The 25,415-nt window shown below is 63.6% G+C and carries 27 protein-coding genes; 7 read left to right on the forward strand and 20 right to left on the reverse strand.

Annotated features, from left to right (window positions below; genetic code table 11):
• Positions 1-139 precede the first annotated feature (139 nt).
• Entirely contained in the window at positions 140-1,390 is a 1,251-nt protein-coding gene (locus ABMA59_RS18785) for an N-acetylmuramoyl-L-alanine amidase (protein ID WP_425475945.1), read from the reverse strand.
• A 383-nt stretch (positions 1,391-1,773) separates the two neighbouring features.
• Here ABMA59_RS18785 and ABMA59_RS18790 point away from each other — a divergent pair, with 383 nt between their 5' ends.
• Both ABMA59_RS18790 and ABMA59_RS18795 read left to right on the forward strand, forming a co-directional pair.
• Positions 1,774-2,172, forward strand: a complete 399-nt coding sequence (locus ABMA59_RS18790; protein WP_349006912.1) for a RidA family protein — start codon at positions 1,774-1,776, stop codon at positions 2,170-2,172.
• 674 nt (positions 2,173-2,846) lie between these two features.
• The gene (locus ABMA59_RS18795) at positions 2,847-5,909 is read left to right on the forward strand and encodes an Rne/Rng family ribonuclease (RefSeq protein ID WP_349006913.1); all 3,063 of its coding nucleotides are present in this window, start codon (positions 2,847-2,849) and stop codon (positions 5,907-5,909) included.
• Between the two features lie 132 nt (positions 5,910-6,041).
• Here the strand turns inward: ABMA59_RS18795 and ABMA59_RS18800 are convergent, their stop codons facing one another.
• From ABMA59_RS18800 to ABMA59_RS18820, 5 genes are all read right to left on the reverse strand, one after another.
• Complete coding sequence (locus ABMA59_RS18800) at positions 6,042-6,992, reverse strand: glutaminase (RefSeq protein WP_425475951.1); 951 nt, start codon at positions 6,990-6,992, stop codon at positions 6,042-6,044.
• On the reverse strand, positions 6,992-8,137 hold the full coding sequence (locus ABMA59_RS18805; protein ID WP_349006915.1) for a pyridoxal phosphate-dependent aminotransferase: 1,146 nt from the start codon (positions 8,135-8,137) through the stop codon (positions 6,992-6,994). Before ABMA59_RS18805 ends, ABMA59_RS18800 begins: the two co-directional genes overlap by 1 nt.
• Positions 8,138-8,423: 286 nt before the next feature.
• Positions 8,424-8,939 (reverse strand): transcriptional regulator LdtR, encoded by a 516-nt coding sequence (ldtR, locus tag ABMA59_RS18810; RefSeq protein ID WP_349006916.1) that lies wholly within the window; start codon positions 8,937-8,939, stop codon positions 8,424-8,426.
• A 224-nt stretch (positions 8,940-9,163) separates the two neighbouring features.
• The gene (locus tag ABMA59_RS18815; protein ID WP_349006917.1) at positions 9,164-9,586 is read right to left on the reverse strand and encodes a DUF6163 family protein; all 423 of its coding nucleotides are present in this window, start codon (positions 9,584-9,586) and stop codon (positions 9,164-9,166) included.
• Positions 9,583-10,629, reverse strand: a complete 1,047-nt coding sequence (locus ABMA59_RS18820; protein ID WP_349006918.1) for an enoyl-CoA hydratase/isomerase family protein — start codon at positions 10,627-10,629, stop codon at positions 9,583-9,585. Before ABMA59_RS18820 ends, ABMA59_RS18815 begins: the two co-directional genes overlap by 4 nt.
• A 192-nt stretch (positions 10,630-10,821) precedes the next feature.
• On the opposite strand from ABMA59_RS18820, the gene ABMA59_RS18825 reads away from it, so the two are divergent.
• The 3 genes from ABMA59_RS18825 (at position 10,822) to dinB (ending at position 14,186) form a co-directional block, all read left to right on the forward strand.
• Complete coding sequence (locus ABMA59_RS18825) at positions 10,822-11,649, forward strand: DUF2066 domain-containing protein (protein WP_349006919.1); 828 nt, start codon at positions 10,822-10,824, stop codon at positions 11,647-11,649.
• A gap of 75 nt (positions 11,650-11,724) precedes the next feature.
• Positions 11,725-12,756: a porphobilinogen synthase gene (hemB, locus tag ABMA59_RS18830; protein ID WP_349006920.1), complete on the forward strand. Its 1,032-nt coding sequence runs from the start codon at positions 11,725-11,727 to the stop codon at positions 12,754-12,756.
• 182 nt (positions 12,757-12,938) lie between these two features.
• Positions 12,939-14,186, forward strand: a complete 1,248-nt coding sequence (gene dinB / locus ABMA59_RS18835) for a DNA polymerase IV (RefSeq protein WP_349006921.1) — start codon at positions 12,939-12,941, stop codon at positions 14,184-14,186.
• A gap of 50 nt (positions 14,187-14,236) precedes the next feature.
• Here the strand turns inward: dinB and ABMA59_RS18840 are convergent, their stop codons facing one another.
• From ABMA59_RS18840 to ABMA59_RS18860, 5 genes are all read right to left on the reverse strand, one after another.
• Positions 14,237-14,971, reverse strand: a complete 735-nt coding sequence (locus tag ABMA59_RS18840; RefSeq protein ID WP_349006922.1) for a proteasome-type protease — start codon at positions 14,969-14,971, stop codon at positions 14,237-14,239.
• 86 nt (positions 14,972-15,057) lie between these two features.
• On the reverse strand, positions 15,058-15,852 hold the full coding sequence (locus ABMA59_RS18845; RefSeq protein ID WP_349006923.1) for a transglutaminase family protein: 795 nt from the start codon (positions 15,850-15,852) through the stop codon (positions 15,058-15,060).
• A gap of 32 nt (positions 15,853-15,884) precedes the next feature.
• A complete protein-coding gene (locus tag ABMA59_RS18850) occupies positions 15,885-16,826 on the reverse strand; it encodes an alpha-E domain-containing protein (RefSeq protein ID WP_349006924.1) in 942 nt (313 codons plus the stop codon).
• Between the two features lie 67 nt (positions 16,827-16,893).
• On the reverse strand, positions 16,894-17,253 hold the full coding sequence (locus ABMA59_RS18855) for a four helix bundle protein (RefSeq protein WP_349007105.1): 360 nt from the start codon (positions 17,251-17,253) through the stop codon (positions 16,894-16,896).
• A 60-nt stretch (positions 17,254-17,313) separates the two neighbouring features.
• Positions 17,314-18,726, reverse strand: coding sequence for a circularly permuted type 2 ATP-grasp protein (locus ABMA59_RS18860; protein ID WP_349006925.1), 1,413 nt, complete (start codon positions 18,724-18,726; stop codon positions 17,314-17,316).
• Positions 18,727-18,992: 266 nt separating this feature from the next.
• Between ABMA59_RS18860 and ABMA59_RS18865 the strand changes: the two genes are divergently transcribed.
• Positions 18,993-19,409 carry a DUF4864 domain-containing protein gene (locus ABMA59_RS18865; RefSeq protein WP_349006926.1) on the forward strand — a complete coding sequence of 139 codons (417 nt, stop codon included), beginning with the start codon at positions 18,993-18,995 and terminating at the stop codon, positions 19,407-19,409.
• A gap of 47 nt (positions 19,410-19,456) precedes the next feature.
• Here the strand turns inward: ABMA59_RS18865 and ABMA59_RS18870 are convergent, their stop codons facing one another.
• Genes ABMA59_RS18870 through coaD form a run of 9 tightly spaced genes read right to left on the reverse strand, consistent with a single transcriptional unit; the run spans position 19,457 to position 24,976 of the window.
• Entirely contained in the window at positions 19,457-19,894 is a 438-nt protein-coding gene (locus tag ABMA59_RS18870) for an NUDIX hydrolase (RefSeq protein WP_349006927.1), read from the reverse strand.
• A gap of 1 nt (position 19,895) precedes the next feature.
• Positions 19,896-21,026 carry a tRNA guanosine(34) transglycosylase Tgt gene (gene tgt, locus ABMA59_RS18875; protein WP_349006928.1) on the reverse strand — a complete coding sequence of 377 codons (1,131 nt, stop codon included), beginning with the start codon at positions 21,024-21,026 and terminating at the stop codon, positions 19,896-19,898.
• Positions 21,019-21,288 (reverse strand): hypothetical protein, encoded by a 270-nt coding sequence (locus ABMA59_RS18880; RefSeq protein WP_349006929.1) that lies wholly within the window; start codon positions 21,286-21,288, stop codon positions 21,019-21,021. The genes tgt and ABMA59_RS18880 overlap by 8 nt, the downstream gene beginning before the upstream one ends.
• 2 nt (positions 21,289-21,290) lie before the next feature.
• Entirely contained in the window at positions 21,291-22,367 is a 1,077-nt protein-coding gene (gene queA, locus ABMA59_RS18885) for a tRNA preQ1(34) S-adenosylmethionine ribosyltransferase-isomerase QueA (RefSeq protein WP_349006930.1), read from the reverse strand.
• Positions 22,364-22,759, reverse strand: a complete 396-nt coding sequence (locus tag ABMA59_RS18890; protein WP_349006931.1) for a hypothetical protein — start codon at positions 22,757-22,759, stop codon at positions 22,364-22,366. The genes queA and ABMA59_RS18890 overlap by 4 nt, the downstream gene beginning before the upstream one ends.
• A gap of 41 nt (positions 22,760-22,800) precedes the next feature.
• Positions 22,801-23,250, reverse strand: coding sequence for a DMT family transporter (locus tag ABMA59_RS18895; protein ID WP_349006932.1), 450 nt, complete (start codon positions 23,248-23,250; stop codon positions 22,801-22,803).
• Between the two features lie 27 nt (positions 23,251-23,277).
• Entirely contained in the window at positions 23,278-23,796 is a 519-nt protein-coding gene (locus ABMA59_RS18900; protein WP_349006933.1) for a peptidylprolyl isomerase, read from the reverse strand.
• Between the two features lie 59 nt (positions 23,797-23,855).
• A complete protein-coding gene (locus ABMA59_RS18905; RefSeq protein WP_425475946.1) occupies positions 23,856-24,449 on the reverse strand; it encodes a peptidylprolyl isomerase in 594 nt (197 codons plus the stop codon).
• A gap of 26 nt (positions 24,450-24,475) precedes the next feature.
• Positions 24,476-24,976 carry a pantetheine-phosphate adenylyltransferase gene (gene coaD / locus ABMA59_RS18910; protein ID WP_349006934.1) on the reverse strand — a complete coding sequence of 167 codons (501 nt, stop codon included), beginning with the start codon at positions 24,974-24,976 and terminating at the stop codon, positions 24,476-24,478.
• 268 nt (positions 24,977-25,244) lie between these two features.
• On the opposite strand from coaD, the gene ABMA59_RS18915 reads away from it, so the two are divergent.
• Entirely contained in the window at positions 25,245-25,388 is a 144-nt protein-coding gene (locus tag ABMA59_RS18915) for a hypothetical protein (protein WP_349006935.1), read from the forward strand.
• The last annotated feature ends 27 nt before the right edge of the window (positions 25,389-25,415 follow it).

Genomic DNA, 25,415 nt, shown 5'->3' on the forward strand with positions numbered 1-25,415 from the left:
TCCGAACGCGCTATATAAACCCTTGTCGCGTCCATGTGGATAAAATACGGCAGGACCCGCCTGCCGGACTGCCGATCGTCAAAAACCGCGTGCGTGTGGCGCCCCTGCAACGCTCTCCCGCAGGTTGCGCTCGCGATCGTCATCCACCCGCCGCCTTCGACGCCGCGAATTCCGATATCGCGTTGGCGATGGACGTCACTGCCTTGCCACGCCATTCGACGCTGCGCAACTGGGCCTCGTCTTTCTCGTTCGAAAGGTATCCGAGTTCCACCAGCACGGACGGCACGTCCGGCGCTTTCAGGACCTTGAACCCCGCAAAGCGGTGCGGATTGTTGATCAGGCCGACCGAATTCGACAGTTCGCCGACCAGCGTGCGGGCGAAGCGGATCGAGAAGGCGTGGGTCTCGCGGCGGATCAGGTCGACGAGGATGTCGGCGACCTCATGGTTCTCGTCGGGGATGTCGATGCCGGCGAGTTGGTCGGACAGGTTTTCGCGGTCGGCCAGCGCCTGCGCCTCGGCGTCGGAGGCCTTGTCGGAAACCGTGTAGACAGTGGCGCCGCGGATGCCTTTCATATTGATCGTGTCGGCATGCACGGAGATGAACAGATCCGCTTCCCGCTGGCGGGCTATGCGGACACGGTCGTCGAGCCGCAGGAACTCGTCGGTGGAGCGGGTCAGGCTGACGCTGAAGCGCCCCTCCGATTGCAGCTTGTTTTTGAGTTCGATGGCGAAAGCCAGCGTGATGTCCTTCTCGACCGTGCCGCTGACGCCTCTGGCGCCGCCATCGACGCCGCCATGGCCGGGATCGATGACGATGGAGAAGGGTTTTGCCGGCCGGTCGACGGATTCGCCGACGCGGGCACCCTTCGACGCGGCGATCGTCGCCCCGGTGGTCGTCGCCTGGTCGGCAAGGGCCGCCTCGAACGCGCGGTCGCTGGCGGCCGCGATATCGACTGCCAGGCGGAATCCCGATCCGTCCTCCTCCTTGATCACCTCGGCCTGCTGGACCTCGAACGGACCCTTGGTGGCGAAGACGACGCGCGACTTGCCGTCACCGATGGCGCCGTAGCTGACATTGCGGATCAGGCCGCGCGGCTTCATCGCCTTCGGCTCGAACACGAAGCGGGTTTCCGGCAGTTCGATCACTAGCCGGTGCGGCCCGCGCAGCAGGAACCATCGCAACTCCGGCTCGACGTCGAAATGCATGACGACGCGCATGTGGGTCGCATCGCCCGCCATCTTGAAGTCGCGGGCGTCGAGTTTTGCGGCTGAAGCCGTGGAAAGCGTGGCAATCGCGGCCAGCAAGGCCACCGCCAGCAGGGCGCAACAACGCCCGGCCGGCGGGAACATTCCCAAGGCTCTGCGGATGGCTTGGGCGGCGATACTCATTCCAATACCCGTCTTCGTAACTGGACCGATCTCGTTTCGTGTCCCCGGCACGAAACCCGTCGATTAACGATTGGTATCCAGATAAGGTTAACAAGCCTTTTCGGACCGCAGTCTGGGCAAATGCCTGAACGGTTCAGACTGCCCCCGCAGGTTACTCCGTCGCCGGCATTTTCGCCAATCGCAATCAATTTTGCGAAAATCGGCACTGTCGGAGCGCGCCTTGCCTGCCGGGCCGCGATCTCTCCGCAAAAATATACGTCACGCATCAGTTGAGATACGAGACGTATATACCGATATGCCTCCCATACGGAGCGTATGTGAGTTCTCGCACCAGGACTAAGCCAGAGAACCGGAACCCCAACACCCAATTCAGGAATAGGACAATGAGCAAACGCGACGCGGTCTTCCCCGCTGGCCGGCAGGCGCTCTACGAGATCAACCGTTATTCGGCGGCGATCCGCTCAGGCGATCTTCTGTTCGTTTCGGGCCAAGTCGGCAGCCGCGACGACGGCTCGCCGGAGCCGGATTTCGAAAAACAGGTGCAACTCGCCTTCAGCAATCTCACGGCGGTGCTGAACGCGGCCGGCTGCACTTTCGACGACGTCGTCGACGTGACCAGCTTTCACACCGACCCGGCCAATCAGTTCGAGACGGTAAACGCCATCCGGTTTAAGGTGATCGGCAATCCGCCCTACCCGAACTGGACCGCGGTGGGCGTCAACTGGCTTGCGGGTTTCGATTTTGAGATCAAGGTCATCGCGCGTATTCCTCAAGACGTTTGATCGGTTTCGGCGGGCGTCTAGAGCAAATTGCAGGCCCGGCTTGAGACGCTCGCCCGAGCCACCTTTCATTCTCGTCGAGGCGGATTCCTTGCCGAGGTTCGATGTACTGATTGACTGCCGGCAAAGCCGCGAACGAACGCCTTTGGCGGACACGGCCGCGCGACTCCTTTCATTTCGTCGGCAACCGGAATACGGGGTTGCCTAAAAGTCGGTCAAATCATAAAAGCGGTGCTGGTACACTGCAATGCTTGGAGCCTCCTTCTGTTACCTTAGGGAACGTGGTAGGCCGGGAGTAAGGTAAATGCGGCCGGACGCTCCCTCCGCGCAGGCAGTACCGTCATAGATTTCGTCCCGGAGGTCGCTGCGCGCGGCTTGTGGAACGTGAGGGAAACGGCGCGGAGTTCACTTCGCGTCGGCTCGATGTGAGCAAATAGCTGGTCCGGGCTTCCCGGGCCTTGGTTCAAGAGGATCCGCTACGCACGCAATGACCATAAGCGCACTTACGGAAAGGTCCGCAGCGTACCGCGCCGACAAGGCAGCGGGCGGCACCACCGTTGCGCGGCGGCGGCGGCAGGCGGACAGCAATATGACCGAAGCGCAGTATCCGCCCGTCCCGAGGCAGCGCCTTGCGCTGTCGCGCGGCGGAGGGCGTGCGCTCGGCAGGATAAAAAATAATGCCCAACAAGATGCTAATAGATGCCTCCCACCCGGAGGAAACACGGGTTGTCGTCGTACACGGTAACCGTATTGAAGAATTTGATTTCGAATCGCAGGACAAGAAGCAGCTAAAAGGAAACATCTATCTCGCCCGGGTCACCCGGGTCGAACCGTCCCTCCAGGCCGCCTTTGTCGAATATGGCGGGAACCGGCATGGTTTCCTTGCCTTCAGCGAAATCCATCCCGACTACTACCAGATTCCGGTGGCCGACCGGCAGGCGCTGCTGCGCGCCGAGGCCGAGGCGGCCGAAGACGAGGACGACGAGAGCGAAGGCAAGGAGCGCGACCGCGCCGGCGGCCGCAACCGGCGGCGCCGCGGCCGCAATCGCGGCGGACGCAACGGCGAGGAGGGATCGCGCGAGGCGTCGTCGGAGGACAATGCCGGCGGCGATAACGCTGAAAACACGGGCGGCGATGAAGCTGGCCTAGGCGATGACGAAGGCGGCGCCGAGGGCGAGGCTCCAACTCACGCCGACGATCTGCCGACCGAAATCCTTGAGGCCGGGGCGGACGAAACAACCGCCAAGGCCGGCGCGAGCGTGGAAGGCGGCGAGGTCGAAACCGCGTTCCAGCCCACCGAAGAAGAGGCGCCGGGTCGCGAAGAGCACGCCGGCGATAGCCAGCACGGCAGCGGAAAGGGCGAGAACGAGGAAACCGGTAGCGGCCCCGGCAGCATCGCCGCCGCGGTCGAAGCCGATGTGGTTTCCGAAGAGATCGAGAAAAGCCAGGACGACCAGGCAGAAGCCGCGCCCATCGAAAATCGCGGCATGGTCGAGGAACTACCCGACTCCGCAAGCGAAGAGCACGAGATCGAATCCGTCGGCGCCGACGATGCGTTCGAGGAAGTCCAGACAAGGCGCAAGCCGATGCGCCGCCAGTACAAGATCCAGGAGGTCATCAAGCGCCGCCAGATCCTGCTGGTCCAGGTCGTCAAGGAGGAGCGCGGCAACAAGGGCGCGGCGCTGACGACCTATCTGTCGCTCGCCGGCCGCTATTCCGTGCTGATGCCCAACACCGCGCGCGGCGGCGGCATCTCGCGCAAGATCACCAATGTGCAGGACCGCAAGCGCCTGAAGGAAGTCGTGCAGGATCTCGAAGTGCCGCAGGGCATGGGCGTCATCCTGCGCACCGCCGGCGAGAGCCGCACCAAGGCGGAGATCAAGCGCGACTACGAATATCTGATGCGGCTGTGGGAGAACGTTCGCACGCTCACGCTGCAATCCACGGCCCCTGCCCTCGTCTATGAGGAAGGCAGCCTGATCAAGCGTTCGGTGCGCGATCTCTACAACAAGGACATCGAAGAGGTCATCGTCTCCGGCGACGACGGTTATCGCGAGGCCAAGGACTTCATGCGCATGCTGATGCCCAGCCATGCCAAGGTGGTCCAGCCCTACCGCGACAGCGTGCCGATCTTCGTACGCACCGGCATCGAGGCGCAGCTCGACCGCATGCTGCAGCCGCAGGTAACGCTGAAATCCGGCGGCTACCTGATCATCAACCAGACCGAGGCGCTGGTCGCCATCGACGTCAACTCCGGCCGCTCGACACGCGAGCACTCGATCGAGGAGACGGCGCTGCACACCAATCTGGAAGCGGCCGAGGAGGTCGCCCGCCAGCTTCGCCTGCGCGACCTTGCCGGCCTGATCGTCATCGACTTCATCGACATGGAGGAGAACCGCAACAACCGCGCGGTCGAGAAACGCCTCAAGGACCATCTGAAGAACGACCGCGCGCGCATCCAGCTCGGCCGCATCTCGCATTTCGGCCTGATGGAGATGAGCCGCCAGCGCATCCGCGCCAGCGTGCTGGAATCGACGATGAAGCCCTGCCCACATTGCGGCGGCACGGGCCACGTGCGTTCGGATTCGTCGGTTGCGCTGTTGGTGGTCCGCGCCATCGAGGAATTCTTGCTCAAGGATTCGCGCAGCCACATCATCGTCAAGACGCCGGCGTCGACTGCGATGTACGTGTTGAACCACAAGCGCAGCACCCTGACCGAGATGGAAGCCCGTTTCGGCCTGACCATCACCATCGAGGCCGACGAGACCGTGGCGTCGCAGAACTATGCGATCTTCCGCGGCGCCATCGCCGAGAAGCCGCTGACGCCGATCGCCGCCCCCGCCGCTCCGATTATCGAACCGGAGGAGGAAGAGGATCCGGTCATCGAGGAGGAAGAAGAAGATCAGGAAGAGGAGATTGCCGAGCAGTCCGAGCGCCGGGAGCAGCCGCAACGGCAGGCCGAGGGTGACGGCGAGCGCCGGGGCAAGCGCAAGCGCCGGCGGCGGCGCGGCGGCCGTGATCGCGACCGTGATCGCGATCATTCCGGCCAGCAACAGACACCCGCAACGGCAGTCGAGGCGTCCGAGGAAGGTTCGGAATTCGAGGCCGACGACAGCGACGAGGCGGCTGGTGATGCCCCTGAAACGGCGGTCGCGGCGGTTGTCGCGGAGGCACCCGAGACCTCCGACGAAGGTGACCGTAAGAAGCGCCGGCGCGGCAAGCGCGGCGGACGGCGCAACCGTGGTGACCAGGACGATCAGGCGGGTGATGTCGCCGCGGACTCGGCCGGCGATGACGCCGCGGTCGACGAGCCATCGGAGGCCATCGCCGTTGCGGCCGAAGAAGTGGTCGCCGAGGCAGAAGCAGCGGACATCGCTGAGCCGGTCGTCAAGAAGCCGCGCCGCAGCCGCAAGAAGGCCGAGGCAACAGCGGCTGATGCGGGGGGCGAGACTGCCGCCGAAGAGGTGAAGAAACCGGCCAAGCGGGCTTCCCGGAAGAAGGCCACCGCGCCGGAAACCGTCGAGGCCGAGGCGGTTGCCGCTCCCGTCGAGGCGGCTGACACCGCGGAACCCGCGCCTGCCGAAGCCGAGATCACCGTCGAGCCTGCGGCGGAAGAGCCTATCGCCGTGGCGCCGGCTCCGACGCCCGAACCCACGCCAACCCCGGCTCCTGCCCCGTCGGAACCGGTTCCCGACCGGCCGAAGAAGTCGGGATGGTGGCAGCGCAAGGGTTTCTTCTGAGCGTATCTTGTCGTGACGCAGGATGTTTCGGCATCCTGCCCTCACGTGAACACGGCATGAGTCGGTTCAATCGTTGAAAAATCCCGGCAAAAATCCCGGCGTGGCCCATCGGCTCCGCCGGGATTTTTGCTTTCAGGGCGAAAAGATCGACCAGCCCATGGTGCGGGCGAGCTTTTCCAGCGCGATCGATCCCAGATGCGAATTGCCGTTGGCGTTGAGCCCCGGCGACCACACAGCCAGCGAGCCGACACCGGGCACGATGCCCAGAATGCCCCCGCCGACCCCGCTCTTGCCCGGAATACCGACACGGAAAGCGAAGTCTCCCGACCCGTCATAGTGGCCGCAGGTCAGCATCAGCGCATTGATGCGCCGCGCCCGGCCGGGCGAGACGACCGAGTGCCCCCCGTCCGGATTGCGCCCGTCGAAGGCAAGAAAGCGGCCTGCAAGCGCCAGTTGCCGGCAGCTTATGGCGATGGCGCAGTGGTGGAAATAAACTCCGAGCGCCAGTTCGGCCGCGTGGTCGAGATTTCCGAACGAGCGCATGTAATTGGCGAGCGCGAAATTGCGGAAGCCGGTGGCGCGTTCAGATGCTGCCACCTCACGGTCGATGTAGATTGAATCGTCGTCGGCCAGGAACTGGATGAACCGCAAGATCTCGCCGATCGCCTCGCGCGGCTCGTGGCCGGCAAGCAGCACGTCGGAGACAACGATCGCACCGGCATTGATGAAGGGATTGCGCGGGATGCCGCGCTCGTGTTCGAGTTGCACGATCGAGTTGAAAGGGTTGCCCGACGGCTCGCGGCCGACCCGCTTCCACAGCGCGTCGCCCACCTTGCCAAGCGCCAGCGTCAGCGTGAACACCTTAGACACGCTCTGGATGGAAAACGGCTCGTCTGCGTCGCCGGCTGAGATAACCCGCCCATCCTCAAGCGCCACGGCGATCCCGAATTTTGCCGGATCGACCTTGCCGAGTTGCGGGATGTAGGTCGCCACCGCGCCGCGATCGGAGCGGACAGCCATTTCGGCGGCGAGGTCGCCGAGGACCGTCTCCAGGTCAGGATGCTCCCGCACGGTCGTTTCCATCAGCGCAGCCATCGCCCGATACGGTCCAAGGCTTCAGCCATATCTTCATGGCTTCCCGCATAGGAGAAGCGCATGAAGCGGCTCCCCTGCCCGGTGTCGAAATCACGGCCGGGCGTCGCCGCGACATGTGCCTCCGCCAGCATTTTTCGCGCGAAAGCCATGCTGTCATTGGTCAGCCGCGAGACATCGCAAAAGGCGTAGAAGGCGCCGTCCATTGGCGCGGCGAGCGCGAAGCCGAGTTCGGGAAGGCGGCGCATCAGCAATTCGCGATTCCCAACATAGCGTTGCTTGACGCGGTCGAGTTCGGCGCTGGCGCCGAACGCTTCGCAAGCCGCGATCTGCGACAGTTCCGGCGGAGAGATATACAGGCTTTGCTGGATGCGCTCGACCGCCCGTACCAGCTTTTCCGGCAGCACCATCCAGCCGATGCGCCAACCGGTCATGCAGTAATATTTGGAGAAGGAGTTGATCACGATCACGTCGTCGTCAAGCGACAGCGCGGTCGCGTCCAGCCCGACATAGTTCAGCCGGTGATAGATTTCGTCGGAGATAACCGCGATGCCGAGCCGCCTGGCCTCCGCAAGCAGCGCCACCATCTCAGCATGCGGGACGATCGCGCCGGTGGGGTTTGCCGGGCTCGCAAAAAGCAGTCCGCGCAATGGCTTGCGGGCATGTGTTGCAGCAAGCTGGCAGGCAGTCAGGTAGGGAGCCTCCTCCATCTCCACCTCGACGACATCGAGACCGAGCGCTGCCATGATGTTGCGGTAGGCGGGATAACCGGGCGAGGCGATGGCGACAGCGTCGCCGGCATCGAACATGGCTAGGAAGGCGAGATTGAAGGCCGCCGAGGACCCGGTGGTCACGGCAATGCGTTGCGCCGGCACATCGACGCCGTAGTGCTCGCGATAATGACCGGCGATCGCCTCGCGTAGCGCAGCCGTGCCGAGGGCGTCGGTATAGCCGATGCGCCCGTCACGCAGCGCCCGCGCCGCGGCTTCGCGCACGGCAACCGGTGCCGGATCGGAAGGCTGGCCCACCGCCATCGAGATCACGGGAGCACCTTGCGCCTTCAGTCGGTTCGCCTCGGCCAGAATGTCCATGGCGTGGAACGGCTCGACCTCGCCGCGCCGGGAAAGCGATACCATTCTCGTCCGTGCTCCATGACTGCCGAGGCTGCCGCGCCGCACAAATGCCCGAATGATCTTGGGATCACAAGGCCTCGCGGCGTGGCCGCCAGACTATCTGGAGAAGTCTCGGACCGCGCTGGAAAGCTGCGGGGCCGGCAATCCGACCGGATGCGCCGCCGCTGCCCAATGGCCGGTGGAACGTGCGCGCACAACGGGCACGCAACCAACCGATTGCGATCCGCGTGTCCCCGTACTGTCGCGACCGGCGGCGCACGCTGCGTGCCGCCATCGGCCGGTAAGATGATTACATACGGTAGGCGATGGTATCGTTCCAGAAGCGATCGAGCCGCTGCAGCGCGCGGTTCATCTGCTTGAACTCTTCCGTGTTTATGCCGCCGACCTGCTCGATCGAACCGACGTGACGCTCGTAGAGCCCGCCTACCACCTCGGCAATCGCCGCGCCCTTCGGCGTCAGGCTGACCCTGACCGAGCGGCGGTCGATGCGCGAGCGCTGGTGGTTGATGAAACCGAGGTCGACGAGTTTCTTCAGATTGTACGAAACGTTCGAGCCGAGATAGTAGCCGCGCGAACGCAGCTCGCCGGCGGTCAGCTCGGAATTGCCGATGTTGAACAGCAGCAGCGCCTGGATGGCGTTGATATCGCTACGGCCGTTGCGGTCGAACTCGTCCTTGATCACGTCAAGCAGACGGCGGTGCAGCCGCTCGACGAGTTGAAGTGATTCCATGTATAGGGAGCGGATAGCCTCACGGCGATCGTCGGATACAGTAGCGGCTTTGGCCGCTGAACGCGGGTTGATCATTGTATTCGCCTCTCGTTTGTCGCCGGGTGATGTTTTGTTTTTCTCACCTTGGTCGCGACCCTATCGAATACACATAAAATTCGACTTAAACGCCAGCCTTAACAAGGCGTTACCGGCAATAGGTTTCAGCAGAGGGTTAACAAATATCCAGCCGCAACCGAAAAATTAACCTAAAGCCTTATCGATCCGGCGTGAGCGCAGCGCCGGAATGCGCGAAACGCCGGCTATTGCGGGACGGTGCGCTTCTGGAAATGGATGACCAGCCTGAAGGTCGCATAAAGGCAGGCGGCGAAGACATGCGAGGCGACGACCGCGTAGTGCCGGCCGAACAGGTCGGGAAAACCGGCATACATGACGATCTCGGTGGCTGCGCACAGGAACCAGATCACCGGCCCCCAGGACGCCAGCATCCACAGGCCGGCCGCCGCGAAAGGGAAGAACACCGCCAGCGTCACCGTGACCACCTGCCAATGCACAGGCATCAGATCGAGGCGCCAGAGCGGCGAGTCGTAATAACCGAGCAGCCGCACCCAATAGAGCACGCCGAACATAAGGCAGTAGACCGCGATGATACGCTGGAACCAGGCGAACAGGGATTCGACCACCGTCGGGCCAAAGGTCTGCGGCCTGGCCGAGACGTCGCTCACAGCTTGAGATCTCCACCGGGCAAGGGTGCGAAATAGGCCTCGACGGCGGCGTCGCCGACCCCGGCAAGCGTCGGCGGCTGCCATTTCGGCGCGCCATCCTTGTCGATGATGGCGGCGCGGATGCCTTCGGGGAAATCGTGGCCAGCGACCATGCGGTTCAATATACGGAACTCCATGCGCATGCACTCGTCCATGTCGAGCATGGCGCCGGTGTTGATCTCCCGGAATGTGACCGCGACACTGGTCGGCGATGCCTTGCCGATGGCCGCCAGCGCGGTCTCGGCCACTGTCTCGCCTGCTTCGCGCGCCTGCTCCAATCCGACAAGCAGGTCGCCAAGCTTCTCGCGCGAAAACAATCTTGCGATCGAAAACAGCGTGCCTTCGTCGGTCTCGGCCCGCGGGGCGCTTGCATAACCCTTCAGGCATTTGTCGGGCGCGACGCCCTTGCACAATTCGTCGAACACGTCGCCGATCGCGGCCGACTCGACCGTGTGGGTGGCGATGCCGGCCCTCAGCGCATCGCCCGAACGGATACGCGCGCCGGTCAGGCCGAGATACATGCCGTAGCTCGCCTTGAGGCGCGACAGCAGGAAACTGCCGCCGACATCCGGAAAGAAGCCGATGCCCACCTCCGGCATGGCAAACAGCGCCTTCTCCGTCATCACCCGGTGCGAGCCGTGGCAGGAAATGCCGACGCCGCCACCCATGACGATGCCGTCGATCAGCGAGACGCAGGGTTTTGGGAACCGCGCAAGTGCTGCGTTCAACCGGTATTCGTCGGCGAAGAACTGCACCGGCCGGTTTCCCGCCCGCATGGCGCGATAGGCATCGGCGATATCGCCGCCCGCCGAGAACGCCCTGCCCTCGGCCTTGATCACCACGAGCGCGACATCCTTGTCCCGCTCCCAGGCGGAAAACGCCTTCGACAGGGCAAGAATCATTTGATGCGTGACCGCGTTCAGCGCCTTCGGGCGTGTCAGCGTGATCACGCCGGCGACGCCGATCCTCTCGAAACGGATTTCGTCTGCTCCGCCAAAATCCATGCTCGTCCCGATTCTCGTCCCCTCTTCACCGCCCAAGCAGTGCTAAGGACGACAAGGCAGCGCGTCAACGCCGGCGGCAGCGCTGTCCATACCGTTCGCGTCGAATGAGCAGCCCGACGCGCCGGATCGGGTTGCCGTTTGCAACCGGATCGTGCGACAAGCGCCGCGGCGGGACATTGATTGAGGCTCCATATGCGGGCAGCGCCCACCTTCCTGTTCCTGGCAACGCTTTTCGCAGCCATCTGTGCCAGCGTTCCATCCCGCGCACTCGACCTGACATCGCTCTATACCACCCGGGCAATCGTCACGGGCACCGGCGAAACCAACCGGAGGCCGGGTTTGGAAGAATGCTTTCGCAGGGTGCTTGTGAAGGTGAGCGGTGACCCGAAGCTGGCCGAGAACCCGTCCGTGCAGGCGGCGCTGTCGCGGGCGGGATCATTCATCCGCGATTTCCGCTACCGCGACCGCATGGAGGATGTTCCCATTCATGACGAGCAGGGAACCTACGACCGGCCTCACGATCTTACCTGTGCCTTCGACCGCGCCCGCATCGACGCTTTCCTGCAGAAGCTGGGGCACAAGCCGTGGCTGGCGGAGCGCCCGCGCATCATGGTCTTCCTCGCGGTGAAGCAGGTCGCCCGGTCCTTCGTCGTGGCGCGCAACAGCGGCGACGGCAACTACATGCGCCAGTCGCTTACAGCCGCCGGGGAGCCGCTTGCGCTGCCCGTCGATCTGCCGGACGCCGCGACCCTTTCAAGTGCTGCGCTCAATGCCAACACCCTGCCGAAGGTCGACCTCGCCGACCTCGACGCCATCGCCGCCCGCTACGACGGCGCGCATGCGCTTGCAGGCGGGTTGACCTGGAGCGAGGAGGAGCGCGGCTGGATAGCCGAGTGGCGCATCGACCACGATGGCAAGGTCTATGAATGGACGCAGCGCGGCGTCAGCTTCGACGACGCATTCCGCAAGGCGATGGCCGGAACGCTGCAGATCCTTTCCGGCAACGGCCAGCCGCAATAATCCCGTCCGGCGCGCAACCGGTCGCATTGGTCGCCATCCCCGTCCATGCTAAGAGGCCGCCCTGGAGACAGCGCCATGAACAAGCACGCCCCCGCCCTATCCGTCGGCACCCGCAGCGTCGACGAGATCACCCAGAGCCGCCGGCTGCGCCGCATGCGCAAGGCCGACTGGTCGCGCCGGCTGGTGCAGGAGAACCGGCTGACGGTAGACGATCTGATCTGGCCGATCTTCATCATCGACGGCGAGAACCGCCGAGAGGATATCCCGGCCATGCCCGGCGTCTCCCGCATGTCGATCGACATCGCCGTCAAGGAAGCCGAACGCGCCGCGAAACTTGGCATTCCGGCGCTGGCGACCTTCCCGAATGTCGACCTCTCGTTGCGCGACCAGACCGGTTCGGCGATCCTCGACCCAGACAATCTGATCAACCGGACAACCCGCGCCATCAAGGCAGCCGTGCCGGAGATCGGCGTCATCACCGACGCCGCGCTCGACCCGTTCACCAGCCACGGCCATGACGGCATCTTGCGCGAAGGCATTATCGTCAACGACGAGACCGTCGCCCAGGTCGCGGCCGCTGCCGTGCTGCAAGCGCGGGCGGGCGCCGACATCATCGCGCCCTCCGACATGATGGACGGCCGTATCGGCGCGATCCGCGACGCGCTCGATGACGCCGGCTTCCAGGACGTGGCGATCATGTCCTACGCGACCAAATTCGCCTCCGCCTTCTACGGCCCCTACCGCGAGGCCATCGGCACCAAGGGCCTGCTGAAGGGCGACAAGAAAACCTACTATCTCGACCACGCCAATTCGGACGAGGCCGTGCGGGAGGCGGAGCAGGACCTGGCCGAGGGTGCCGACATGCTGATGGTAAAACCCGGCCTGCCCTATCTCGACATCATCCGCCGGCTGAAGGACGAGTTCGCCATGCCGACCTTTGCCTACCAGGTGTCGGGCGAATATTCGATGATTCAAGCCGCAGCCGCCAATGGCTGGATCGACGGCGAGAAAGCCATGCTGGAATCGCTCACCGCCTTCAAGCGCGCCGGCTGCGACGGTATTTTGACTTATTTCGCGCCGCGCGTGGCGGAGATGCTCAAGGGCTGAAGCCAGGTCGAACTTCAGGGATCTCAAGCATTCGCACGACACGGCCTCCGCACATCGCGAATGCGACTCAATTCTTCGAAATCGTTTCAAGCGATCCTGCCTTGACGAACTCAAGGAACAATGTTCCTATTTTGTTCTTGTCGAAGTCGGACCTTCTGCGACGGTTGTGACGGAAAATTGGCGTGAGCGCGTCGGGCACAATCCTTCATGCGGACTTGGATGCGTTCTACGCCTCGGTGGAGCAGTTGCTCAATCCAGCGCTGCGTGGCAAGCCGATCGCCGTGGGCGGCGGGGTTGTCCTCGCGGCCTCCTATGAAGCAAAGGCATTCGGCGTTCGCGGCGGCATGCCCGGCCGCAAGGCTCGCGAATTGTGCCCGGACCTGATCTTCGTCGGCGGTCATTTCCATGAATACCAGCGGCTTGGCGATGCCGCCATCGGCGTGCTCGGCGATTTCACGCCGCTGGTCGAACGTATCTCGATCGACGAGGCTTTTGCCGATGTGGCCGGCTGTACGCATCTGTTCGGCTCGCCAGCCGAGATCGCCGGAACCATCCGAAAACGCATCCGTTCCGAACTCGGATTGCCCATTTCGGTCGGCGTTGCGCGGACCAAACATCTGGCGAAGATCGCGTCACAGGTCGCCAAGCCCGATGGATTGGTCGTCGTCGATCCGACCACGGAGCTGGAATTCCTTCATGACCTGCCGGTCGATCTCATGTGGGGTGTCGGCCCGGTCACCCGGCAAAAGCTGGCAGACATTGGAGTCGGTACGATCGGCCAGCTCGCGCACACGCCGGGCTGGTCGCTCGAGCGCCTGCTCGGCACCGCAGCCGGAGACAAACTTGCCGCGCTGGCCTGGAACCGCGACCCAAGGGGCGTTCAGACGCATGGCCGTGCGCAGTCGGCAGGCGCACAGTCGGCGCTCGGCCGAAAATCAGCCGAGCCTTCGGTCTGGCGCCCGACGCTCCTGCATCTGGCCGACAGGGTGGCAACGCGGCTGCGCGCCAAGGAACGTTCTGGCCGCACGATCACCGCACGCGTGCGCTTCTCCGACCTGCGTTCCGTCACGCGTTCCATCACCCTCGACGCACCGGTTTCGGCGACGGTGACACTCGCCGAGATCGCCGAGGAACTGGTGCGCGGCGCGCTCGCAGATCATCCGGCTGAAAGAACGATCTCCCTGCTCGCCATTTCGGTCTCAGGCCTCGATGTGCGACCGCATCTGCAACTTGAATTCGATCTCGGCCTTGCCGACGAGAACCGCAGGCCCGGCACCAGACGGGGGGCGGCACGATGGTCGGCCGACCGGGCGATGGACACCATCCGCAAACGTTTCGGGTCGGATGCCGTTACCTACGGCGCCATGCTGGGCGGCGCCCACTCAGTGCCCGATGCATTCCGTGAACTGGCGGAAAAGGATCTTGGCTGACACGACCAGCCGCCGAACTGAGCCCGTTTCCGCCGCGGTTCCGGCTGCGCCTACGTCTCCGGAAAGTCCGGCAGGCTCTTGAAGGCGTTCTTCAACGCATTCGACCAACCATCGGAAACCGTTCGATAATACGGATCGTCCTGGCCGATGCGCTTCTGCATTCTGACCTGGAAGGCATCCTTCTCGTAGAACAGCAGATCCAGCGGCAGGCCGACCGACAGGTTGGACTTCAGCGTGGAATCGAACGAAACGATCAGCAGCTTCACGGCTTCCGCAAAACTCATCTCGCGGTCGTAGGTCCTGACGATGATCGGCTTGCCGTATTTGGTCTCGCCGACCTGGAAGAACGGCGTGTCGTCGGTCGACTCGATAAAATTGCCCTCGGGATAGATCATGAACAGGCGCGGCACCGAGCCGCGGATCTGGCCGCCCAGGATAAACGAGGCGTTGAAATAGCTGTCGGCTTTCTGGCCGGTCGGCGACGAATCGAGGATGACCTCCTTGACCGTATCGCCGATCAGGCGCGCCGTCTGGTACATGGACGGCGTCTCCAGCACCGCCGGCTTGCGCTCTTCCAGCGGCTTGGCGCGGCCGTTGAGCAGGCTGACGACGTTCTGGGTGGTGGCGAGATTGCCGGCCGACATCAATACCACGACGCGCTCGCCGGGCTTTTCCCAAACATGCATCTTGCGGAAGGTTGAGATCGAATCGATGCCGGCATTGGTGCGCGTGTCCGACATGAACACGAGCCCACGATCGATCTTGAGGCCGACGCAATAGGTCATCGAAGCATTCCGGCTCGGGCGTATCGATGTTCAAACTCGGCGGTCAGCCCGAATCCCGCGTCCCCTGCATTGCCGCAGGCAGCGGATTACTGCTCTACCGTGATCTGGACCGCAAGCGCTTCCGACGCCTGTCCCAGCCTAATGCCCGAAACTGGCGTGGCCTCGCGGTAGTCGCGGCCGACGGCGAGGCGGACATAACGTTCATCCGGCGAAATTTTGTTGGCGGCGTCGAACGCAACCCATCCGAGCGCGCTGACATGCGCCTCGGCCCAGGCATGGCTGGCAACCTGATTGACCGTGCCGTCCACCAACAGGTAACCGCTGACATATCGCGCCGGGAAGCCGAGGCAGCGCGCGGCGGCGACGAAAATCTGGGAATAGTCCTGGCAAACACCATCGCCGAGCTTCAACGCCTGTTCGGCCGTCGTGGCGGAATCGGTCGCGCCCGGAACGTAGTGCATACGGGCGGCCACCGCGTCCATCAGGTCGTGCAGCCGGTCCAGTTCGCTGGCGGCTGCGATGATCTCGGCAAGATGCAGGATTTCCTCGCCGGGCGCGGTCAGATCGGTCTGGCGCTGGAACAGCCAGAGGGGCGCGAACCCCTGATGCGGACCGGTGACGCCAGCCGTATCGAAGGTTTCGACGATGCCGCCGGCCTCGACCGCCACGACATGCGGATCGCCTTCGACGCTGACCAGGCGCGTATCGTTGCCGAACTGGTCGACGAAACGAAGCTCCTCGCGGGCGCCGTCAATCGCCAATGCCCAGGATACGATCGCCTGTGTCGGGCCGCTCAGCGGCGTGAGCCGCAGCCGCTGCAACCCGTACTGGACCGGGACATCGTAGCGATACTCGGTGCGGTGCGTGATCTTGAGGCGCATGGAAGGAATGAAACTCGGACGATCGTGAAACTTCAATAGAACCGATAGCTGCGAGCCACCTCGTCGCCAAGGCGGTTGTTGTCCTGAATGAAGCCCGTCAGGAATTCATGCAGGCCCGAATCGAAAATCTGCTTGATCGTCGCCCCCTTCAGTTTGGCCGTGGTCGCAGCCAGCGTCTCATGGCACTCGTGCCGCACGCCGTAGGCTTCCTCGAGAAATTTGAGGCTGTCGGCGAGGTTGCGATAGCAGAAGGCCAGCGAGCGCGGCATGCGGGCGTCGAGGATCAGATATTCGGCGATGTTGGTGGGCCTGTAGTCGGCCTCGTAGACCCATCGGTACGAACGGTGTGCCGACACCGAGCGCAGGATCGATTCCCACTGGTAGTTGTCGAGCGACGAGCCGACCCAGTGAATCGACGGAAGCAGCACGTAATATTTGACGTCGAGGATGCGCGCGGTGTTGTCGGCGCGCTCGATCAGGGTTCCGAGCTGAGAGAAATCGAAAATCTCGTTGCGCAGCATGGTGCCGTGGAACGTGCCGCGGATCTGAGCGGTCTCGCGCTTGATGGTGTCGAGCACGCTGGGCAGGTCGCGCTCGTCGACCGGACGCGCCAGCGCGCGCTTGATCGCCATCCACGCCTCGTTGATCGATTCCCACGTCTCTCGGGTCAGCGCGGTGCGCACCATGCGCGCGTTGCTGCGCGCCGTGTCGATCGACGAGAGCACGCTGGAAGCGTTCGTCGCGTCGCGCAGCAGGAAATCGGCCACCGCCGGCGCCGAGACCTGCGAATGCCTGTTACGGAAGGACAACTCGCAGCCGGCGCTGACCACGACGGAGTTCCACTCCTCGGCCGAACTTGCCGTGCGCGTCAGCGCCATGCGCAGCCCCGCATCGAGCAGCCGCGCCATGTTCTCCGCCCGCTCGATGTAGCGGTTCATCCAGTAGAGGCCGTTGGCGGTGCGACCCAGAAGCATCAGGGGACCCTGCGGGTAAGCGAATAGCGAATAGCAAATAGCGAATAGGGAGAAAAAGCGCGCGTTCTCATGACTTCCGCTGCAGACTCCTGACCATCGAGCGCAACATCCTTCCGATCTCGTCGGTTTGGGCGAGAAGCCGGGTGGTGTCGGCATCCGGCATCAAACCTACTCTTCCACAAATGACTAGATGCGTTTCCAATTCTTTGAGCGAGCCTTGCGCCACGCGGAGAAACTGAATGAACGAACCGGTATTTTCCCGCCCATGCCCCTCGGCGATATTTGCGGCAATCGATGCAGATGACCTTCGTATTTGTGATGTCATCCCGTAGACTTCGCTGTTTGGGAACGACTTCGTCACGGAATAACATGTCACAGCCAGTTCCACCGAAGCTTTCCAAACCACCAAATCCCTGTACGAATTTATTGTCGCCTTTGGGTCCACCCTTCTTCCCTATTCGCTACTCCCTATTCGCTATTCGCTCTCTCAATCATCCAACACCCAAGTATCTTTCGTCCCCCCACCCTGCGACGAATTCACCACCAGCGACCCTTCCTTGAGCGCCACGCGCGTCAGGCCGCCGGGCACGATCTGGACGCGGTCGGAGACCAGCACGTAGGGGCGCAGGTCGACGTGGCGGGGAGCCAGCCCTTTTTCGGTCAGGATCGGACAGGTCGACAGCGCCAATGTCGGCTGTGCAATATAGTTGGAGGGGCGTGCGGCCAGCTTCTTGCCGAATTCCTCACGCTCCTTCTTGGACGCGGTCGGACCGACCAGCATGCCGTAGCCGCCGGAGCCGTGAACCTCCTTGACCACCAGTTCGGCAAGATGCTCCTGGACATATTTTAGACTGCTCGGCTCGGAACAGCGCCAGGTCGGTATGTTGCCGAGGATGGCCTTGCGGCCGGTGTAGAACTCGACGATGTCCGGCATGTAGGAATAGATCGCCTTGTCGTCGGCAATGCCGGTGCCGGGTGCGTTGGCGATAGTTATGTTGCCGGCGCGGTAGACATCCATGATGCCCGGCACGCCGAGCGTCGACTCGGGATTGAACGTCAGCGGATCGAGGAAAGCGTCGTCGACGCGGCGGTAGAGCACGTCGATCTGCTTGAACCCCTCCGTGGTGCGCATCGCGACGTGGCCGTCGATGACCCGAAGGTCCTGGCCCTCGACCAACTCGACCCCCATCTGGTCGGCGAGGAACGCGTGTTCGAAATAGGCGGAATTGTAGAGGCCGGGCGTCAGCACCGCTATGGTCGGTGTGCCCTTCACGCCATCCGGACGGACCGCGGCGAGCGACTGGCGCAGCAGTTTCGGATAGTCCTCGACCGGCCGCACCTTCACCCGCTGGAACAGTTCGGGGAAGAGTTGCATCATCGTCTCGCGGTTCTCCAGCATGTAGGAGACGCCGGAGGGCGTGCGCGCATTGTCCTCGAGGACAAAAAACTCGTCCTCGCCGGTGCGCACGATGTCGACACCGATGATGTGCGTGTAGACGCCGCCCGGCGGGCGCACGCCGATCATCTCGGGCAGGAACGCCTCGTTGTTGGCAATGAGTTCCTTCGGCACGCGGCCGGCGCGCAGGATCTCCTGCCGGTGGTAGATGTCGTCAAGGAAGGCGTTGAGCGCCTGCACGCGCTGCTCGATGCCCTGCGTCAGACGGCGCCATTCCTGGCCGGAGATGATGCGCGGCACGATGTCGAACGGAATGAGGCGCTCGGCGGATTCCGCCTCGCCGTAGACGGCGAAAGTGATGCCGGTCTTGCGGAAAACGCGCTCGGCATCGCGCATCTTCTCCGTCAGCCGAAGCGTGTCCTGTTCCTTTAGCCAGCTGTCATAGCCGAAATACGGTCTGCGAATACCGGATTTTTCCGGCGACATTTCATCGAACGCAACCAAGCGCGCACTCCCCTATGGCTGCATTTCAAATGCGTTGATCCAGAAAAGCAAGCGCAATCGGATGGTTGCGCGACCGAAACAGGCAAATGGCCAAATTTGCCCAAGATGCGGGCAAACTGCGCAGCAGCTTTGCGGAAGGCTTGGGCAAATCGCGACCAAGAAATGCCGGGGCGGCTAGGCGTCCGGTGAAACCATGGCGGCCGAATCCTCGTATAGTACGAAGGGGACCAACCGTGATGGCCCCGCCGACACAAAGGGGACCAGCCATGCGCCGCATCCTTTTTGCCTTGTTCATGCTGCCCGTGCTGTATGTGAGCGCGCTCGCCGGCGATGCCGAGATCAAGGCTGCGCAAGACACGATCGGCGCGCAGATCGAAGCCTTCAAGCGCGGCGACGATGCCGCCGCGTATGGCTACGCGGCGCCAAGTATCAGGAATATCTTTCCGACACTGGAGATGTTCATGTCGATGGTGACCAGCGCCTACCAGCCCGTCTACAACCCGCGCAGCTACGCCTTCGGCAAGTCCGAGGAGGTGGGGCCTGCGTCCGTCGTCCAACAGGTGCTGATCGTAGGCCCGGACGGCAAGGACTATGAAGCGCTCTATACGCTGGAGCGGCAGCCAGACGGCAGTTACAAGATCACCGGCGTCAGCCTGAAGGCGTCGAATTCGGTGAGCACCTGACTGACGAAGCAGCCAGTTCTGTTAGCCCCGAAGGCGTTCCGGCACCTTTATGATCGCGGCTCGCGCTCGCAAGCCAGATAGTCCGCGAGCCGCTGCCGCAACTGCGCGACCGCGTCAGCCGCGGCGAGGAACCGGGCGACCGGCATCACCTCCCAGCGTTCGCCTTCGCCGCCGAACACGATGCCTGCGAGCGCGCCGGCAGGGAGTTCGGCAACGAGAAAGACGGTGGGGAGCCCGTCCGGCCTGTTCGATGGAAACCATCGCTCCCAGATGATCGTTGCCGGTTCGATGGCGAGGCCGAACTCTTCAAAAGCCTCGCGGATTGCGCATTCGGCCGGCGTTTCGTTGCCCTCGCGCCCGCCGCCGGGCAGATCCCACATGCCGGGAAAGGGGATGCCCGGCTTTTCGTCGCGTTTGTAGACAAGCAGTTCGCCTTCGCAGATCAGAGCGATCTTGGCCCCGGAGAAGGCGGAATGCCGCGGCATCTCAAAGCGCCGGGATGTCACCCCTCGCCCATTCCTGCGAAATCAGCGCCGCCCGTTCGACGAACGCACCCGCCTCGATGGCATCGCGAATCTGCCCCATCAGGCTCTGATAATAGGCAAGATTGTTCCAGGTGAGCAGCATCGCTCCCAGCGCCTCCTGCGAGCGGACGAGATGATGCAGATAGGCGCGCGAGTAGTCACGTGCGGCCGGGCAGTTGCTTTCCTCGTCTAGCGGGCGCGGGTCGTCGGCATGGCGGGCGTTGCGCAGATTGACCTTGCCGCGCCTGGTATAGGCGAGGCCGTGGCGGCCGGCGCGGGTCGGCATAACACAGTCGAACATGTCGATGCCGCGCGCCACCGATTTCAAGATGTCGTCGGGCGTGCCGACGCCCATCAGATAGCGCGGCTTGTCCGCCGGAAGTTCCGGGCAGGTCGCCTCCAGCATGTCGAGCATCACCGCCTGCGGCTCCCCGACCGCCAGCCCGCCGACAGCGTAGCCCTTGAGTTCCATCGCCTTCAGCGCCTGCGCCGACCGGACGCGCAGGTGCCGCTTGTCGCCGCCTTGCACGATACCGAACATCGCCCTGCCCGGCTGGTCGCCGAACGCCGTCTTGCAGCGTTCCGCCCAGCGCAGCGACAATTCCATAGCCCGCTCGATGTCCTTTTCCTCGCCGGGCAGCGCAACGCACTCGTCCAACTGCATCTGGATGTCGGAGCCGAGCAGCCCCTGGATCTCGATCGAGCGTTCCGGCGACATCTCGTAGGCCGCGCCGTCGATATGCGAGCGGAAGGTGACGCCGTTTTCGTTCAGCTTGCGCAGCTTCGCCAGCGACATGACCTGGAACCCACCGGAATCGGTCAGGATCGGATGTGGCCAGCGCGCGAACTCATGCAGGCCGCCAAGCCGCGCGACACGCTCGGCGCCGGGCCGCAGCATCAGATGATAGGTGTTGCCCAAAATGATGTCGGAGCCAAGCGCCCGAACCTGGTCCAGATACATGGCCTTGACCGTGCCGGCGGTGCCGACCGGCATGAAGGCCGGCGTCCGGATTGTTCCGCGCGGCATCGACACTTCGCCGCGCCGGGCCTTGCCGTCCGTCGCCAGCACTTTGAAGCCGAATTGTTCAGCCATCATATTCCTTGTCGTGAACGGGAGCGTCCCCCGCCTGCCGATCGAGCGAGGCGCGATAGCGGATGCAGCCGCGCATGAATTTCGGCCAGGGCGGCACCGCAATGGACGGTTTCGTCCGTTCCGGCAAGAGGTCCCACATGTCCGGGTGATGCCAACAGAGATCGTGGCCGGTGGCGTCGCGGTGCATGCGTATGGCGTTGCGCAGCTTTCGCACCTCGGCCGCCAGCGCGCCACGGTCCATCGCCTCCAGATCTTCGTCCATCGCTACGCCTCCTTGCGAAACAGCAGCCCCGCGTCGCCATAGGAGTAGAAACGATAGCTGCTTTCGATCGCATGCGCATAGGCGGCGCGCATGGTGTCGAGGCCGGAAAAAGCCGAGACCAGCATGAACAGGGTCGAGCGCGGCAGATGGAAATTGGTCATCAGCACGTCGACGGCGCGGAAGCGGTAGCCCGGCGTGATGAAGATCGACGTCGCGCCGGACCATTCTCGCACCACGCCGTCCTCGCCTGTCGCGCTTTCAAGCAGCCTGAGCGAGGTCGTGCCGACTGCGACGACGCGCCCTCCCCGCGCATGGACAGCATTCAGCGCTGCCGCCGTGCCTGCCGAAACCGTGCCGGTCTCCGCGTGCATCTTGTGGTCGGCCGTGTCATCGGCCTTGACCGGCAAGAACGTGCCGGCGCCGACATGCAGGGTCACGAAATGCCGTTCGATCCCTGCCTTGTCCAACGCGGCAAAAAGTTCGGGCGTGAAATGCAGCCCGGCGGTCGGAGCCGCCACAGCGCCCTCCTCGCGGGCATAGACGGTCTGGTAGTCCGTGAGGTCGCGGGCATCGTCGTCGCGTTTCGAGGCGATGTAGGGCGGCAGCGGGATATGGCCGACCGCGTGCAGCGCCTCGTCGAGAAAGGCGCCGGACAGGTCGAAGGCAAGCAGCGCCTCTCCGGCCTCGCGCTTCTCCACGACGGTAGCATCGAGCTTGCCCAGGAAGCAGGCGTTGCCGTCATGGCCGAAACTGATGCGGTCGCCTTCGGCTACGCGCTTGCCCGGCCGCAAAAAAGCCAGCCAGCGATCCGGCGCCACCCGCATGTGCAGCGTGGCGTCTACATGCGCGCTCGCTTCGCCGCGCCGGCGGATGCCCCGCAACTGCGCCGGGATAACTTTCGTGTCGTTGAAGACCAGCGCGTCGCCCGGACTCAGCAATCCCGGCAGGTCGCGCACCGACCTGTCGTCAAGCGCACCATCGGGCCGCACCACCAGCAACCGCGAAGAATCGCGCGGCTCGGCGGGGCGCAACGCAATCCGCTCATCAGGCAGGTCGAAATCGAAGAGGTCGACTTTCATTCCGGTTCGGAGCAATCGACGACGAAGGCGCCCTCGCCCTTCAGCGAAAAAACGCCGCCGGCGACGGTTGTCTCCCCCTCGCTCGCCTTGAAAACACGCAGCCGGCCGATGATTTCGGAAACCCCTTCGTCGGTGATGTCGAGCACCAACTGCCGGTCGTCCTCGAAGGCCTGGCCGACCGCGATCGGCGTTCCCGGCCAGCTTTCCGGCGTCGACGACCAGACCTTATCGCCGACCGTCACCACGACACGGGAGATGCTCAGCACGTCGACATGGCCGACCAGCAGGTCGACGCCGACGCCCTTGCCGTCACCGCAGGAAATCTCGCCGGTGGCCATCGCCGGAACGGCCGATGCCAACAGTCCCGCGGCAAGAAGCAAAACCCGTTTCATCGTCGATCCCGCGCCGGCCCTGAGCTAAAACGCAGCCGATCCTAGTACAAGCGTACCAGCAGCGCCCCGGCAAGCAGAAGCACGGCGCCGGCTATGCGGCCGAGCGAAATTTCGCGCACCGCCATGCCGAGAAAACCGATGCGGTCGAGCAGCATGCCGGCCAGCAATTGCCCGGCGACCAGGAACGCCATCAGCGCCGCCGCGCCGATGCGGGGGATGAGGATGGTCGAGAGGGTGACGTAGGACGCGCCCAAAATGCCGCCGACGACGAACAGCCACGGCGCCGGCGCCCGCCAGTCCAGCGAAATGTCGTTGTAGCGGGTGAAGGCGACTGAAACGATGCCCAGCACCACCGCGCCGGACAGGAACGAAAAGGCGGCGGCGGCCACGGGAAGGCCGAGGCCGCGCGCCAGTTGTGCGTTGATCGGCGCCTGAACGGCGATGAAGGCGCCCGACAATATGCCGAGCACCGACCAGACGAGCCCCATCATCGCGCGCGATCCTGTCTTGAGCGGCGGTCAGGCCGCCGCGACGTCCGCCGCGACCTTCATCGAGACGATCTTGTCGGGGTCCTGCACCGGCTCGCCGCGCTTGATCTTGTCGACATTCTCCATGCCTTCGATGACCTGGCCCCACACCGTGTACTGGCGGTTGAGGAAGCTCGCATCGCCGAAGCAGATGAAGAACTGCGAATTGGCCGAGTTCGGGTTCTGGGAGCGTGCCATCGAACACGTGCCGCGGCCATGGTTGACATTGGAGAACTCGGCCTTGAGGTCCGGCTTCTCCGAGCCGCCCATGCCGGCGCGCGACGGGTTGAACGAGGCGCCGTCCGACTTGCCGAACTTCACGTCGCCGGTCTGCGCCATGAAGCCGTCGATGACGCGGTGGAAGACCACGCCGTCATAGGCGCCCTCGCGGGCCAGTTCCTTGATGCGCGCGACATGGCCGGGCGCCAGATCCGGGAAAAGCTCGATGACGACCTTGCCCTTGGTGGTTTCAACAATGAGCGCCTGCTCGCGATCCTTGATCTCGGCCATATCTTTTTCCTTGGATTGACAATTGCCCCGGCTTCAGACGCGCGGGGATGGTTCGGACGTCACTTGTCCGAGGCGATGCGGACTTTCAACATGCGGTCGGGCTCGCTGACAACCCCGTTCTGGCTGGAATCGCCCTTTTTTATCTTGTCGACGAGTTCCATGCCGCTCTCGACCTCGCCGACCACCGTATACTGGCCGTTCAGGCCGGGATTTGGCGCCAGCATGATGAAGAATTGCGAATTTGCGGAATCCGGATCCTGGGCGCGCGCCATGCCGACGACGCCGCGCACATAGGGCTCGGCCGAAAACTCGGCCGGCAGATCCGGCTTGTCGGAGCCGCCGGTACCGGCGCGGTCTGCATTGTAGCCATCAGCCATGTCGCCGAACTGCACGTCGCCGGTCTGCGCCATGAAACCGTCGATGACGCGGTGGAAGGCGACATTGTCATAGGCGCCCTCGCGCACCAGCGCCTTGATCTGCTTGACATGCTTCGGCGCCAGATCGGGCCGCAGCGCGATGACGACGTCACCGTCCTTCAGCGTGATGATCATGGTGTTTTCCGGGTCGGCGGCTTGCGCCGGCGCAAGGAACGTCAACGAGCCAATGATGGCCAGCGAGGCGGCGAACTGCCGCCGGGAAATTTTGAACTGCATGGAAGGGACTCTCCCGATTCCTGGGTTTACGTCTCGAATTTCTTCTTCAGCGCACCGGCGACGACGGTCGGAACGAAAGGACGGATGTCGCCGCCCATCGACGCGATCTGCCGCACAAGTGTGGCGGTAATGGTGCGCACCGACGGGCTGGCCGGCAGGAAGACCGTCTGCAGGTCGGGCGCCATGGTCTCGTTCATGCCGGCCATCTGCATCTCATAGTCGAGATCGGTGCCGTCGCGCAGGCCGCGGATCATGATCGAAGCGCCGACCTTGTGGGCCGCGTCGACCAGCAGCCCATCGAAGGAAACGACCTTAATGCGGTCGGCGTTCTTGCCGAGTTCCGCCCTGGCGGTCGCCTGGATGAGATCGACCCGCTCCTCGAAGGAAAACAGCGGCTTCTTGCCGGGATGGATGCCAATCGCCGCATGGATCACGTCAGCCACCGCCAGCGACGCCTTCAGCACGTCGAGATGGCCGTTGGTCAGCGGGTCGAAGGAGCCGGCATAGATGGCGATGCGTTCCGTCATGGCCGGTGCTTCTAGCGGGCCGTCCGCGCAAAGGCAATTCGGCCAGCCCGTGATTGCCAGGTGAGCGACCGTTCAAATTCGAAACCGGCATAGGGCAACAAGAAAGAGCGGACGACAGCGCGGCAATAAACTGTTCACCAACCTGAAGCCGAAGCTCAGGCCGCCGGCGAAATGTTCACGAAAGCTTCATCAGCACCCGGCGAAGTCGATACCCATATATGAAACCAAAGGCCAAGAACCGCGTTACCGCAATCAGGAGAACGCCGTCATGATGATCACAATGCTCGCCGCCGCCATGACCCTCGCAATGCTGATCGCGACAGTCTTCGGACTTCATGACGAGGCCGAACGCATCAAAGTCGAGAATCGCGAAAAGCAGAATCGCGGCTTCGGGGCGCGGCATCTCCGGTAACGCAGTCCGAGGGCTCGCGACTGTCGG

The organism is Mesorhizobium yinganensis (assembly GCF_040081985.1).
Classification (GTDB): domain Bacteria; phylum Pseudomonadota; class Alphaproteobacteria; order Rhizobiales; family Rhizobiaceae; genus Kumtagia; species Kumtagia yinganensis.

Coding starts and splice junctions, on each gene's coding strand:
- ABMA59_RS18795 (WP_349006913.1), top strand. CDS start 2,847: ATGCCCAACAAGATGCTAATAGATGCCTCCCACCCGGAGGAAACACGG.
- ABMA59_RS18915 (WP_349006935.1), top strand. CDS start 25,245: ATGATGATCACAATGCTCGCCGCCGCCATGACCCTCGCAATGCTGATC.
- ABMA59_RS18820 (WP_349006918.1), bottom strand. CDS start 10,629: ATGGATTTTGGCGGAGCAGACGAAATCCGTTTCGAGAGGATCGGCGTC.
- ABMA59_RS18865 (WP_349006926.1), top strand. CDS start 18,993: ATGCGCCGCATCCTTTTTGCCTTGTTCATGCTGCCCGTGCTGTATGTG.
- ABMA59_RS18800 (WP_425475951.1), bottom strand. CDS start 6,992: ATGGAAACGACCGTGCGGGAGCATCCTGACCTGGAGACGGTCCTCGGC.
- ldtR (WP_349006916.1), bottom strand. CDS start 8,939: ATGATCAACCCGCGTTCAGCGGCCAAAGCCGCTACTGTATCCGACGAT.
- ABMA59_RS18890 (WP_349006931.1), bottom strand. CDS start 22,759: ATGAAACGGGTTTTGCTTCTTGCCGCGGGACTGTTGGCATCGGCCGTT.
- ABMA59_RS18805 (WP_349006915.1), bottom strand. CDS start 8,137: ATGGTATCGCTTTCCCGGCGCGGCGAGGTCGAGCCGTTCCACGCCATG.
- ABMA59_RS18895 (WP_349006932.1), bottom strand. CDS start 23,250: ATGATGGGGCTCGTCTGGTCGGTGCTCGGCATATTGTCGGGCGCCTTC.
- ABMA59_RS18850 (WP_349006924.1), bottom strand. CDS start 16,826: ATGCTTCTGGGTCGCACCGCCAACGGCCTCTACTGGATGAACCGCTAC.
- queA (WP_349006930.1), bottom strand. CDS start 22,367: ATGAAAGTCGACCTCTTCGATTTCGACCTGCCTGATGAGCGGATTGCG.
- ABMA59_RS18825 (WP_349006919.1), top strand. CDS start 10,822: ATGCGGGCAGCGCCCACCTTCCTGTTCCTGGCAACGCTTTTCGCAGCC.
- ABMA59_RS18845 (WP_349006923.1), bottom strand. CDS start 15,852: ATGCGCCTCAAGATCACGCACCGCACCGAGTATCGCTACGATGTCCCG.
- hemB (WP_349006920.1), top strand. CDS start 11,725: ATGAACAAGCACGCCCCCGCCCTATCCGTCGGCACCCGCAGCGTCGAC.
- ABMA59_RS18905 (WP_425475946.1), bottom strand. CDS start 24,449: ATGCAGTTCAAAATTTCCCGGCGGCAGTTCGCCGCCTCGCTGGCCATC.
- ABMA59_RS18900 (WP_349006933.1), bottom strand. CDS start 23,796: ATGGCCGAGATCAAGGATCGCGAGCAGGCGCTCATTGTTGAAACCACC.
- ABMA59_RS18840 (WP_349006922.1), bottom strand. CDS start 14,971: ATGACCTATTGCGTCGGCCTCAAGATCGATCGTGGGCTCGTGTTCATG.
- ABMA59_RS18790 (WP_349006912.1), top strand. CDS start 1,774: ATGAGCAAACGCGACGCGGTCTTCCCCGCTGGCCGGCAGGCGCTCTAC.
- ABMA59_RS18880 (WP_349006929.1), bottom strand. CDS start 21,288: ATGGACGAAGATCTGGAGGCGATGGACCGTGGCGCGCTGGCGGCCGAG.
- coaD (WP_349006934.1), bottom strand. CDS start 24,976: ATGACGGAACGCATCGCCATCTATGCCGGCTCCTTCGACCCGCTGACC.
- ABMA59_RS18870 (WP_349006927.1), bottom strand. CDS start 19,894: ATGCCGCGGCATTCCGCCTTCTCCGGGGCCAAGATCGCTCTGATCTGC.
- tgt (WP_349006928.1), bottom strand. CDS start 21,026: ATGGCTGAACAATTCGGCTTCAAAGTGCTGGCGACGGACGGCAAGGCC.
- ABMA59_RS18785 (WP_425475945.1), bottom strand. CDS start 1,390: ATGAGTATCGCCGCCCAAGCCATCCGCAGAGCCTTGGGAATGTTCCCG.